Raw genomic sequence first — 12,325 nt, 5'->3', positions numbered from 1 at the left:
CCCGCAGATCCTTTATCAACCGCGACTCTTTTTCAGATAGCGGTTGATAATCTTCCCTGATAAGACCAGTATTTAGCTGCCAATTGCTACGAAATCGTTATAATGTGCGACTTTGGTTTTCCTGACGGGGTTTTCTGACCCTGAAAAGGTGACAAGGGCGCATTGAAGGTATATGTTGTTTTTTACCCGAAAATGGCAGGAGATCGCCACACAATGGCAGTGAAGTTTCACATTTTGCTTTTGAATGGTCCAAACATTAACATGCTCGGTACCCGCGAGCCTGAGAAGTATGGCCCTCTCACGCTGGCTGAAATTGTTAACCGTTTAACATCTGAAGCGGCGGCGCTGAATGTGAGTCTGGATCACCTGCAGTCCAACGCGGAGCATGCGTTAATCGACCGAATTCATCAGGCTAAAGACAACGTGGACTATATCCTGATTAATCCGGCCGCGTTCACGCATACCAGCGTAGCAATCCGTGACGCTTTGCTCGCCGTGAACATCCCGTTTATCGAGATTCACCTGAGCAATGTGCATGCACGCGAACCCTTCCGCCAGCACTCGTATCTGTCAGATGTCGCCGCTGGCGTCATTTGCGGGCTGGGGGCGGATGGTTATTCATACGCTTTACAGACGGCGGTAAAACGCCTGTCACAATCACACTAAACAAAGAGTACGGAACCCACTCATGGATATTCGTAAGATTAAAAAACTGATCGAGCTGGTTGAAGAATCAGGTATCTCCGAACTGGAAATTTCTGAAGGCGAAGAGTCTGTTCGCATCAGCCGCTCTGCACCGGCCGCAAGCTATCCGGTTATGCAGCAGGCTTATGCTGCGCCGATGATGCAGCCTCAGGCGCCTGCCGCCGCGACTGCCGCACCAGCTGCTGCGGCTGAAGCGCCGGCGAAAGCGGAAATCAGTGGTCACATCGTACGTTCCCCGATGGTTGGTACTTTCTATCGTACGCCGAGCCCGGACGCGAAAGCGTTTGTGGAAGTTGGCCAGAAAGTTAACGTGGGCGACACCCTGTGCATCGTCGAAGCGATGAAAATGATGAACCAGATCGAAGCCGACAAAGCCGGCGTGGTGAAAGCCATTCTGATCGAAAGCGGCCAACCGGTAGAATTCGACGAGCCGCTGGTAGTTATCGAGTAACGAGGCGAACATGCTGGATAAAATTGTCATCGCTAACCGTGGCGAGATCGCACTGCGCATCCTGCGTGCCTGTAAAGAACTGGGCATCAAGACTGTCGCTGTGCACTCCACTGCGGATCGCGATCTAAAACACGTATTGTTAGCGGATGAGACGGTCTGCATCGGTCCGGCTCCGTCCGTAAAAAGCTATCTGAACATTCCGGCCATTATCAGCGCCGCTGAGATCACTGGCGCGGTAGCGATTCACCCGGGTTATGGCTTCCTCTCTGAGAACGCTAATTTTGCTGAGCAGGTTGAGCGTTCCGGCTTTATCTTCATCGGCCCGAAAGCCGACACTATCCGCCTGATGGGCGACAAAGTGTCCGCGATCACCGCCATGAAGAAAGCCGGCGTCCCGACCGTTCCGGGTTCTGACGGCCCGCTGACCGACGACATGGACGCTAACCGCGCCCATGCCAAACGCATCGGCTACCCGGTTATCATCAAAGCCTCCGGCGGCGGCGGCGGTCGCGGTATGCGCGTTGTACGTAGCGACGCTGAACTGGCGCAATCCATCTCCATGACCAAAGCGGAAGCCAAAGCGGCTTTCAACAACGACATGGTCTACATGGAGAAATACCTGGAAAACCCACGCCACATTGAAATTCAGGTGCTGGCGGATGGTCAGGGTAACGCTATCTATCTGGCTGAACGTGACTGCTCCATGCAGCGCCGTCATCAGAAAGTGGTCGAAGAAGCGCCGGCGCCGGGCATCACCCCGGAACTGCGTCGCTACATCGGCGAGCGTTGCGCGAAAGCCTGTGTGGATATCGGCTACCGCGGGGCGGGTACCTTTGAGTTCCTGTTCGAAAACGGCGAGTTCTACTTCATTGAAATGAACACCCGTATCCAGGTAGAGCATCCGGTAACTGAAATGATCACCGGCGTTGACCTGATCAAAGAGCAGCTGCGTATCGCAGCCGGCCAGCCGCTGTCCATCAAGCAGGATGAAGTGGTAGTTCGCGGCCATGCGGTGGAATGCCGTATCAACGCCGAAGACCCGAACACCTTCCTGCCGAGCCCGGGCAAAATCACCCGTTTCCACGCGCCGGGTGGCTTTGGCGTGCGCTGGGAGTCACATATTTACGCCGGTTACACCGTACCGCCGTACTATGACTCCATGATCGGTAAACTGATCTGCTACGGCGAAAGCCGTGACGTGGCGATTGCCCGCATGAAGAATGCGCTGCAGGAGCTGATCATCGATGGCATCAAAACCAACGTCGATCTGCAGATGCGCATTATGAGCGACGAGAATTTCCAGCATGGTGGCACCAATATCCACTATCTGGAGAAAAAACTCGGCTTGCAGGAAAAATAATTCTGCTCTCTCAGCAAAAGGCCGGGTAAACCGGCCTTTTTTCTTTTTCTCTCTCCTCATCTATACCATGCGGTACAATCCCCGCTTTCTTCATCCTCAAGGGACAAAAAATGGACAAACGCTTTGTTCAGGCCCACAAAGAAGCGCGCTGGGCGCTGTGGCTGACCCTTCTCTACCTTGCCGCCTGGCTGGCCGCCGCCTATCTGCCGGGGGTGGCTATTGGCTTTACCGGCCTGCCACACTGGTTTGAAATGGCCTGCCTGCTGGTACCGCTGCTGTTCATTCTGCTGTGCTGGGCGATGGTCAAACTGATTTTCCGCGATATTTCTCTGGAGGACGATGATGCAGTTTGAGGTCATTATTCCCCTGATCGCCTACCTGGTGGTGGTGTTCGGTTTATCCCTCTACGCCATGAGAAAACGCGCCTCAGGTAGCTTTCTTAATGAGTACTTTCTCGGCAGCCGCTCGATGGGCGGCTTCGTGCTGGCCATGACGCTAACCGCCACCTATATCAGCGCCAGCTCATTTATCGGCGGACCCGGCGCCGCCTATAAATACGGCCTGGGCTGGGTGCTGCTGGCGATGATCCAGCTCCCCGCCATCTGGCTGTCGCTGGGCGTGCTGGGGAAAAAATTCGCCATCCTTGCGCGTCGCTATAATGCTGTCACCCTCAATGACATGCTGTTTGCTCGCTATCAGAGTCGCCTGCTGGTCTGGCTGGCCAGCCTGAGTCTGCTGGTGGCCTTTGTCGGCGCCATGACCGTCCAGTTTATCGGCGGCGCCCGCCTGCTGGAGACGGCTGCCGGTATTCCTTACGATACCGGCCTGCTGATCTTCGGGGTCAGCATCGCGCTGTATACCGCCTATGGCGGCTTTCGCGCCAGCGTGCTCAACGACACGATGCAGGGCATGGTAATGCTGATCGGCACGATCGTGCTGCTGGTGGGCGTGATCCACGCCGCCGGGGGGGTTGGCCATGCGGTAGAGACGCTGCAGTCGATCGACGTCAAGCTGGTGTCCCCGCAGGGCGCGGAGGATATCCTCTCGCCAACCTTTATGGCCTCGTTTTGGGTGCTGGTCTGCTTCGGCGTTATTGGTCTGCCACATACCGCAGTGCGCTGTATCTCCTACAAAGACAGCAAAGCCGTGCATCGCGGCATCATTATCGGCACCATCGTGGTGGCGATCCTGATGTTTGGCATGCATCTGGCTGGGGCATTAGGCCGGGCGGTGATCCCCGATTTAACCGTGCCGGATCTGGTGATCCCGACGCTGATGGTTAAAGTGCTTCCGCCCTTTGCCGCCGGGATCTTCCTTGCCGCGCCGATGGCGGCGATTATGTCGACGATCAATGCCCAACTTCTGCAAAGTTCCGCTACGATCATCAAAGATCTGTACCTGAACTGGCGGCCGGATCAGGCGACTAACGAAAAGCGGCTTAAACGCATGTCCGCCGGCATCACGCTCCTGCTGGGGGTCTTGTTGCTGCTCGCGGCCTGGCGGCCGCCGGAGATGATTATCTGGCTGAACCTGCTGGCCTTCGGCGGCCTGGAAGCCGTCTTCCTGTGGCCGCTGGTGCTGGGCCTTTACTGGGAACGCGCCAACGCGGCTGGCGCGCTGAGCGCGATGATCGTAGGCGGCGTCCTGTATGCCGTACTGGCCACGCTGAAAGTGCAGTTTCTGGGCTTTCACCCGATCGTTCCCGCGCTGCTGCTGAGTTTGCTGGCGTTTGTGGCGGGGAACCGTTTCGGTCGTCCCGCCCCACAGTCCCCCATTTTGACTACTGATAAATAAAGAGTTTTGCTATGCCATGGATCCAACTGAAACTAAATACCACCGGCGCGAACGCTGAAGATCTTAGCGATGCGCTGATGGAGGCCGGATCGGTCTCGATCACCTTCCAGGATACGCACGATACGCCGGTATTTGAGCCATTGCCCGGGGAAACCCGCCTGTGGGGGGATACCGACGTAATCGGCCTGTTCGATGCTGAAACCGATATGAAAGCGGTCGTTGCCCAACTGGAGCAGCATCCGCTGCTGGGCGCCGGGTTCGCGCATAAGATCGAGCAGCTGGAAGATAAAGACTGGGAACGGGAATGGATGGATAACTTCCACCCCATGCGCTTCGGGGAGCGGCTATGGATCTGCCCAAGCTGGCGCGATGTTCCGGATGAAAATGCCGTCAACGTGATGCTCGATCCGGGTCTGGCCTTTGGCACCGGTACGCATCCGACGACATCCTTGTGTCTGCAGTGGCTGGATGGACTCGACCTCAACGGAAAAACGGTGATTGATTTCGGCTGCGGCTCCGGCATCCTGGCGATTGCCGCACTGAAGCTGGGGGCGGCAAAAGCAATCGGGATTGATATCGACCCGCAGGCTATTCAGGCCAGTCGTGATAACGCGCAGCGTAACGGCGTTTCTGAACGCCTGGAGCTCTATCTTCCTCAGGACCAACCGGAGTCGATGAAAGCCGACGTGGTGGTCGCGAATATCCTGGCAGGCCCGCTGCGTGAGCTGGCGCCATTAATCAGCGTCCTGCCCGTTTCAGGCGGTTTGCTGGGGCTTTCCGGCATCCTTGCCAGCCAGGCGGAGAGCGTCTGTGAAGCCTATGCCGATCTCTTCACCCTTGACCCGGTGGTCGAGAAGGAAGAGTGGTGCCGGATTACCGGCCGGAAAAACTAAGCGCGATGCGGCCTACGGGCCGCATTTTTGTTTCCAGTAGCCACCAAATAATGCCAGGAAATGAGAGGCAGATCGCACTACAGAGCACTTTTTTGGCTACAAAAACAGCGTTTTATATCGCCATGCGGCCAGTTTATCCAAGAAAAATCGAGAAGTTTTATGATTTTATAAATGGACACAAATTATCCACCACCCATTAAATCAATGATTAATATAAGTATTTATTCATCCCTTTTACGCTAGTCCCGGATTCATTGATCTGCAACAGAGGATTGCTCAAAGTTTGGCCTTTCATCTCGTGCAAAAAATGCGTAATATACGCCGCCTTGCAGTCACAGTATGGTCATTTCTTAACTCATGCGCATCGGACACCACCAGCTCAGAAATCGCCTGATCGCAGCGCCCATGGCTGGCATTACTGACAGACCATTCCGGACGCTGTGCTACGAGATGGGAGCGGGTTTAACCGTTTCCGAGATGATGTCTTCTAACCCACAGGTGTGGGAGAGCGACAAGTCCCGTTTACGGATGGTGCATATCGATGAGCCCGGTATTCGTACCGTGCAAATCGCCGGTAGCGTGCCGGAAGAGATGGCTGCCGCCGCGCGGATTAACGTGGAAAGCGGCGCCCAGATTATTGATATCAATATGGGATGCCCGGCGAAAAAGGTGAATCGCAAGCTTGCAGGTTCAGCCCTCTTGCAGTACCCCGACCAGGTGAAGTCGATCCTGACGGCGGTCGTTAACGCGGTGGACGTTCCTGTGACTCTCAAGATTCGCACCGGTTGGGAACCGGAACACCGTAACTGCGTAGAGATTGCCCAACTGGCCGAAGAGTGTGGCATTCAGGCTCTGACTATTCACGGACGCACCCGCGCCTGTTTGTTTAACGGAGACGCTGAGTACGACAGTATTCGGGCAGTTAAGCAGAAAGTTTCCATTCCGATTATCGCGAATGGCGACATTACTGACCCGCTTAAAGCCAGAGCTGTGCTCGACTATACAGGGGCTGATGCCCTGATGATAGGCCGTGCAGCTCAGGGAAGACCCTGGATCTTTCGGGAAATCCAGCATTATCTGGACACTGGAGAGCTGCTGCCCCCGCTGCCGCTGGCAGAGGTGAAGCGCTTGCTTTGTGCGCACGTTCGGGAATTGCATGACTTTTATGGTCAGGCAAAAGGGTACCGAATCGCGCGTAAACACGTCTCCTGGTATCTTCAGGAACATGCTCCAGATGACCAGTTTCGGCGCACATTCAACGCCATTGAGGATGCCAGCGAACAGCTGGAGGCGTTGGAGGCATACTTCGAAAATTTTGCGTAATAGAAATAAAGAGCTGACAGAACTATGTTCGAACAACGCGTAAATTCTGACGTACTGACCGTTTCTACCGTTAACTCTCAGGATCAGGTAACTCAAAAGCCCCTGCGTGACTCGGTTAAACAGGCACTGAAGAACTATTTTGCTCAACTGAACGGTCAGGATGTGAATGACCTGTATGAGCTGGTACTGGCTGAAGTTGAACAGCCCCTGTTGGACATGGTGATGCAATACACCCGTGGTAACCAGACCCGCGCTGCTCTGATGATGGGCATCAACCGCGGTACGCTGCGTAAAAAACTGAAAAAATACGGCATGAACTAAAAATAAGCCGTAAGCAGTTGATTTTAAAGGGGCCAATTGGCCCCTTTGCTTTTTAATTACACGCCAAGTTACACAGGGTTTTGCTATGGCTGATATGCCCCGTCAGTCATCATGCTGCGGCCTCTGACAGCCTGCTGCCGTTTGAGCGTTTCGGCAACTTTACGGGCCAACGCATCTTCATTCATGCCAGGTTCCGCCTTCACGCTGATGTGGTACTGGTCGTTCGTGTTCACCGTAGTGCTACCGGTGCGGTTAGCCATTGCCGGTGCTGGTGGCGCTACCAGGCCAGCCGGTGCCTTCGGCGCTTCTTTCTCGTCATCAGTTCCGCCAGCCCATGACGGCAGCCAGGATTTGGCCTTGTCGATGGTCGCGCCAACGGAATTCATGATTTGGCCGCCGTGTTCAGAGATCCACTTAAAGCCGTCCACCAGCGCTGTCAGCGGCGTCAGTACAAAGCTGATGGCGTCGCCCACCACCCTGCCGAACGTCTGGCCAGCGTCAGTGGCTGATTTAAGCTGGTCAGCGGTGTGCTTCGTTGGCGTCAGCAGGTCGCTGAACCAGTTGAACACGCCTTTTACCGCGTCACCCACGGCCACAAAGGCAGGTTCCAGGGGGTGAAGCGCCTGGCGAACGGTGCTGATGGCGTCAGATACCGGCTGCAAGCCTTCCACCATGCCACGGCCAAACCCGATGGCAGCGGCTTTGACCATATCCCAATTCTTATAGATGGCCAGGCCAGCTACAGCGATGCCAGCGGCAATGGCACCAATCGGGTTCATCACCAGTGCACGCCCCAAACCGATGACGCCACCCTGCGCCACGGCTGCGGATGCGCCCAGCAACCGCGCTCCGGTGGCCGTCAGGGCCATTTCTGCCCTTGCCCCTGCCAAACCCTTAGCCAGCGTCAGCGCGCCGCCCTTGAGGAACGTAAAGGCATAGCCGCCAGCCAGGGTGGCCACTTTCAGGGAGGTCAGGGCAACAGCGGTTCCTACCACGGCTTTGGTTACGCCGGGGTGTTCCTGCGCGAAGTTGGCCACAACAGTTGTGAACCGGCCAATTGTGCTGGCTGCGTCGTTCACGGACGGCAGCAGGACGGTGCCGATATTGTCAGCCACGTCAGCCATGCGGTTGGACAGCAGGACCATCTGCGCATTGGTGGTGCCAATGGTGTTCTGGAACTCCTTCTGCACGCTGCCTTTGGCTGCTTCGCCGTTGACCGCTTCCAGGGCGCTGGCAAGCTCTTTGGTGCCGGTCACCAGTTTGGCAATCTTGCCAACGTGTTCCTGTCCAAAAATGTCTACCAGCACGCCAGTGCGTGACGCTTCCGGCAGTTTGCGAACGCGGTCAAACAGCATTTCCATTGCGCCAATGGCGTCCTTCTGGACGGCTTTGGACATCTGACCGGCTGACAGGCCCAATTCCTTGAACGCTTCGCGGGCGGCTTTGGTGTTCTTGTCACCCATAGCCAGCTTGCTGAACAGGGCAGCGGTTGACGTTCCGGCAGTCTCTGCCGTCTCACCCATGCTAATCAGCGCCGTACCGATTGCAGCCACCTGGCCTGCGGTAATCTTCACCAGGCCAGCGGAACCACCAACACGCGCCATAAAGTCAATGATTTCACCGCCTTTGGCCGTGGTCTGGTCGTCCAGGTAGTTGATGGCGTCACCCAGGCCCATCAACTGATCCTGACTCAGTTTAAACACGGTGCCCAGCTTGGCGAAGCGTTCCGCAGTTTCGCCGGGGTCCAGCTCCAGGGCGGCAGCCAGTTTGGCCGTGTTCCGGGTAAAGCCCAGGATGTCATTGCTTGCCACGCCCATTCGCAGGCCAGCGGCGGCCATATCGTACAGGTCATTAGTGGCCAGTGGGATTTCGTGCCCCAGGTCGGTCACAGCCTTGCGCATCTGCCAGAATACCGGCGTCAGCTTGCCTGCTTCGTCGCGTGCGCCCTGTAGCTGCTTGGCGATGCCAACGGCGTGGCTTTCACGATCGGCAGCAATCTTGATGGGTGCCGCCACTGCGGCACCTAATGCCACCGTGTCCAGCATCTGCCCGCGTAACTCGGCACGCTTGGCCAGGTTGGCCGCGCTGGCGCGCTCGACTGCGTTTAAACGCTCCTGCGCTTTCCGCAGGCGTTCCACCTGGCCCACAATGGCATCGTAGCGCCCGCGCAGGCGGTCAACCATCACGGAGTTTTGCCCGTAGCGCTTCATTGCTTCATTCAACTGGCGCTGTTCGCGTGACAGGTGAGTGATGGCGCTGCCGATCTCAACGGTGGATTTCTTCACCGTGCCAAACGCACCACGGAGGCTGCCGGAAACAGCCCCGCCGATGGTGATTACGGCATTCATTTTTTTATTTGCCATTTTAAAATCTCAGGTCAGTTTAAAAGGTTATCGGCCAGCGTAAATTCGCCCGCTGCCCGTAGTGCCGCTGCGGCCAATAACAGCGCCTGTCTTTTTATTTCCTCTCTCTGTTCTTCCATTTCCTCCCGCGTGTCCATAACCATGACGCGTGGCAGTGCCAGTTCCACGAATGAATCCCACAAACCATTTTCTGTTTGGGGTTGTGGGTCCATGCGTTCCATCAGAAAGCATCCCGAATGAGAGTGGCCCCACGCTTCACCGCCTGGCGCTTGGCACGTTCACCGGAACTGATGCGACTGGATGGCTTCCATTTTTTGCGCTCAATGGTGGATGCGTGGCTTTCCGCTTCGTTGCGCATGGCGCGCCCGGCTTCATCGGTCATGTGTTCGAATGCGTTTAAACGGTTACGAAGGCTGGCCAGCAGGTCGGCTGCTTCGTGGCAGATAGGGTTTTTCTCTGAAATGGTCTGGAAACGCTTTGTTTCGCTAAGGATTAAGCGCGCTTCTTCTTTCATTGATTCGTACAGGTCATTATTTTTCATAGTATTGGCCGCTAACAATAGTTGTTGATGATTGAGTGAGTGAGTGCGCCGCTTTCAGGTGTCCGGTGCGGCGCAACCGGCGTGGAATTAGTGGTGGTTTTGACCGTCCAGGATAACCACCAACCTGGTTCCAGCATCCATCGTCTGAGGAACGATGAAGGTTAAATTTGGCCGGTTATTTGGGGCACAGGGAACCGGTGAAACCTGTATTCTTGGCCATTATTTGCCGTTCAGCCCGCTACTCAGAAACTTTTCAATTACCTGGCTACGTGAAGGACGGATGCCTGTTCTACGTTCCAGTTTGGTTCTTTCACGTTCCACCTGGCGCACCAGTTCAGGTGCCAGACGAACAGTCACATGCTGACGTGCTGCGTTTTCTTTGCTCATAATCACCACCTGTTCACCCAGCTATTGCGCTGGCGCTTTGGCTGATGCTCCCGGTGGTGTTCCCGCACCAGGGAGGCGAGATAATTGACTGCACGTTCCACCTGGTACGGTGTCAATTCGATAAACGCGCGCCTGACCCACTTTTCCGCCGCTTGTTCGCTGTAGATAAAGCCGGTGTAGCCTGCTGGTTGCACGATGATGCGCGGTGCTTCAGCATCGCCGTGTCGCGTGTACATGGCGGCACCCTCAATGGCGGCCAGCACTTCGCCCGATAAGGCGGCGCGTTCCGCCGCCACTTTCCTGATGCCCCAGCCCATGATTAAGCTCCGTATTTCCAGAAGTAAGCGGAATCAGGAACCAGGGCCTGTGCGTTGCACCACACGACGATCTCAACGGCACCGTTGTTGATGCGCTTGGCTGTTACGCGCAGTTCGTCATCAATCGCCACGGCTGCACGGCTAAAATCGCCAACAATGGTTGTTGCAATAGTGTCGGTCAGTTCGGCTTTAACCGCACAGACGCGCAGGGTTCCGTCACCGCCCAGGGTCACGCCAGCAGCACTGGTTCCGGCGATGGCTGACAGGTCAGCCCATCGGCAGCCCTTAGCGGCGGCAGCCTTTGCAACAGCATCAACGGTGGCGTCGGTCAGTGTCGCGGCTTTGGTGTTCAGGTCAGTCAGTAGAACGCTGTCGGCCAGTCGGGCAATGCCCTGCTCGATAGCGCTGTTAACGGCACGCAGCACGGTGTCAGGGTCAGCAAAGGTGTGTTTCAGTTGCTGGCGCGTCAGGGTGTAGCCGATGCCGTAGGATGGCGCGGTGGCGTCTTCATAAGTAGCAACCAGGTAAGGTGCGCCACTCAGAGTGATTTCGGCATCATCGGCCACTGCTGCGAACTTACCCGGCGCTACAACGATGTAGTGGCGCGGCACTTCCTGCTGTTTCAGCGGGCGGCGGTTGCCTTCGGCGTCGATATCAGCTTGCTGCGTCATGGGGCCAGGGATGCGGATGATTTCAGCACCAGCAGCGGCCACCAGGGAACGCGCGGCAATGATGCCGTTGAATGTGGTCTGGCTACCGGCTTTCGGCGTCAGCACTTCGTTCAGTGACAGATATCGGACAACAGCAGGTTCTACTGGGATAACTTGATTGACATCGCCGTTACCATCAAAGCGAATATGAGCGCCTTGATGTTCCAGGGCTCCGCGAACAAGTTCACTAAGTACGTCATTCATTTTGGTTCTCTCAATTGCTCAGGATTTATTGAAAGAATACCAGGAAGATCGCCGAACACAATGGCCACAAAGTGTAAATTTAGAAGTAAAATCAGCTACTTATCATTATGAAACACGCTGAATAACTATGGATAACTACAGCTAACGGAAATCACGATATTTTAGGATTATTCCTACCCTTGATATGTGTTCGCTTTGCAATGCAAATAACACGTTTTCACCGCATGGCATTGATAACAATCACATAAACCACTGATTTATTTGGAATAATCATAAATTTGATTTTGAGGGGCCACCCACAACGCGAATTATGCGGAGCCAATGCCCCCGCAAGGGGTGCCGCCTCGGAAGAACCTACCTTTTTTTGAGGCAGTCTGTGGTGGTGGCGAGTGGTGGCGAGTCAAAACACTCGTCACCACGCTCAAACCCGCGCCACGCCTGGCTTACAAGGAAAAGTGGTGGCGAGTGGTGGCGAGTTTCTATAAAGGACGTGTGGGGGTATTGGGGTTTATAGTTTTATACCCCCTGACGTTTGTTTTTCAATAATCATCACCACTCGTCACCACACCTCATAAAAAACCAATATAAACAGCACCTTAACGGTGGTGGCGAGTGTGGTGGCGAGTGTGGTGGCGAGTGCAAAATGGCCACCATTTCTGGCTACTCATCACCACATATGCCCAATAAAAAAAGCCCCGATATATAACCGGGGCTTAAGGGTTCACAACACTGTCACTTTTTAAACGGCAATATCTCAGCGTTACCAATTTCAGGCACTTCAATCACATCGCAATCTATATGCAGCACTCGTTTTTCGGTCTTGCTGGTGAAGTCAGTGATTTGCTTCTGGCCATGGTTGAATGCCTCTATCTTGCTGTCAAATATCTCGTTAAAAAGAATACTAAACGGATCTCTGCCTTCACAAAAAATTGTAATTTCAGCTTGGTATCTCATGT

The 12,325-nt window shown here is 55.2% G+C and carries 15 protein-coding genes; 8 read left to right on the top strand and 7 right to left on the bottom strand.

Translation table 11 applies throughout. From position 1 onward, the window contains the following. Positions 1-213: 213 nt before the first annotated feature. The 8 genes from aroQ to fis all read left to right on the top strand — a co-directional run bounded on the left by aroQ (position 214) and on the right by fis (position 6,847). Positions 214-666, top strand: a complete 453-nt coding sequence (aroQ, locus tag ACR809_RS02325; RefSeq protein WP_004174104.1) for a type II 3-dehydroquinate dehydratase — start codon at positions 214-216, stop codon at positions 664-666. 22 nt (positions 667-688) lie between these two features. After that, positions 689-1,156 carry an acetyl-CoA carboxylase biotin carboxyl carrier protein gene (accB, locus tag ACR809_RS02320; RefSeq protein ID WP_002918736.1) on the top strand — a complete coding sequence of 156 codons (468 nt, stop codon included), beginning with the start codon at positions 689-691 and terminating at the stop codon, positions 1,154-1,156. Between the two features lie 10 nt (positions 1,157-1,166). After that, positions 1,167-2,516, top strand: a complete 1,350-nt coding sequence (gene accC, locus ACR809_RS02315) for an acetyl-CoA carboxylase biotin carboxylase subunit (RefSeq protein ID WP_004174096.1) — start codon at positions 1,167-1,169, stop codon at positions 2,514-2,516. Between the two features lie 110 nt (positions 2,517-2,626). Beyond that, positions 2,627-2,869, top strand: coding sequence for a YhdT family protein (locus tag ACR809_RS02310; RefSeq protein ID WP_002918740.1), 243 nt, complete (start codon positions 2,627-2,629; stop codon positions 2,867-2,869). Next, on the top strand, positions 2,859-4,310 hold the full coding sequence (panF, locus tag ACR809_RS02305) for a sodium/pantothenate symporter (protein ID WP_004188394.1): 1,452 nt from the start codon (positions 2,859-2,861) through the stop codon (positions 4,308-4,310). The genes ACR809_RS02310 and panF overlap by 11 nt, the downstream gene beginning before the upstream one ends. Positions 4,311-4,321: 11 nt before the next feature. After that, entirely contained in the window at positions 4,322-5,203 is an 882-nt protein-coding gene (gene prmA, locus ACR809_RS02300) for a 50S ribosomal protein L11 methyltransferase (RefSeq protein ID WP_004144971.1), read from the top strand. Positions 5,204-5,560: 357 nt separating this feature from the next. Then, entirely contained in the window at positions 5,561-6,526 is a 966-nt protein-coding gene (dusB, locus tag ACR809_RS02295; protein ID WP_004144972.1) for a tRNA dihydrouridine synthase DusB, read from the top strand. Between the two features lie 24 nt (positions 6,527-6,550). Continuing rightward, a complete protein-coding gene (fis, locus tag ACR809_RS02290; RefSeq protein WP_000462905.1) occupies positions 6,551-6,847 on the top strand; it encodes a DNA-binding transcriptional regulator Fis in 297 nt (98 codons plus the stop codon). Between the two features lie 83 nt (positions 6,848-6,930). Here fis and ACR809_RS02285 read toward each other — a convergent pair whose 3' ends face one another. The 7 genes from ACR809_RS02285 to ACR809_RS02255 form a co-directional block, all read right to left on the bottom strand. Next, positions 6,931-9,210, bottom strand: coding sequence for a phage tail tape measure protein (locus tag ACR809_RS02285; RefSeq protein ID WP_122051048.1), 2,280 nt, complete (start codon positions 9,208-9,210; stop codon positions 6,931-6,933). A 14-nt stretch (positions 9,211-9,224) separates the two neighbouring features. After that, a complete protein-coding gene (locus tag ACR809_RS02280) occupies positions 9,225-9,431 on the bottom strand; it encodes a hypothetical protein (RefSeq protein ID WP_228200880.1) in 207 nt (68 codons plus the stop codon). Further along, entirely contained in the window at positions 9,431-9,751 is a 321-nt protein-coding gene (locus ACR809_RS02275) for a hypothetical protein (RefSeq protein WP_094326347.1), read from the bottom strand. The genes ACR809_RS02280 and ACR809_RS02275 overlap by 1 nt, the downstream gene beginning before the upstream one ends. A gap of 219 nt (positions 9,752-9,970) precedes the next feature. Next, positions 9,971-10,138, bottom strand: coding sequence for a hypothetical protein (locus ACR809_RS02270; protein ID WP_162992518.1), 168 nt, complete (start codon positions 10,136-10,138; stop codon positions 9,971-9,973). 2 nt (positions 10,139-10,140) lie between these two features. Further along, positions 10,141-10,455, bottom strand: a complete 315-nt coding sequence (locus ACR809_RS02265) for a hypothetical protein (protein WP_094326346.1) — start codon at positions 10,453-10,455, stop codon at positions 10,141-10,143. 2 nt (positions 10,456-10,457) lie between these two features. Then, complete coding sequence (locus ACR809_RS02260) at positions 10,458-11,369, bottom strand: hypothetical protein (RefSeq protein WP_122051047.1); 912 nt, start codon at positions 11,367-11,369, stop codon at positions 10,458-10,460. Between the two features lie 732 nt (positions 11,370-12,101). Next, positions 12,102-12,323: a hypothetical protein gene (locus ACR809_RS02255; RefSeq protein WP_104158987.1), complete on the bottom strand. Its 222-nt coding sequence runs from the start codon at positions 12,321-12,323 to the stop codon at positions 12,102-12,104. Between the last annotated feature and the right edge of the window lie 2 nt (positions 12,324-12,325).

The sequence above is a fragment of the Klebsiella sp. CD33 genome, assembly GCF_051992865.1.
Taxonomy (GTDB): domain Bacteria; phylum Pseudomonadota; class Gammaproteobacteria; order Enterobacterales; family Enterobacteriaceae; genus Klebsiella; species Klebsiella pneumoniae.
The sequence above is the reverse complement of the archived record's forward strand: the minus strand, read 5'-3'. Positions and strand labels throughout refer to the sequence as shown.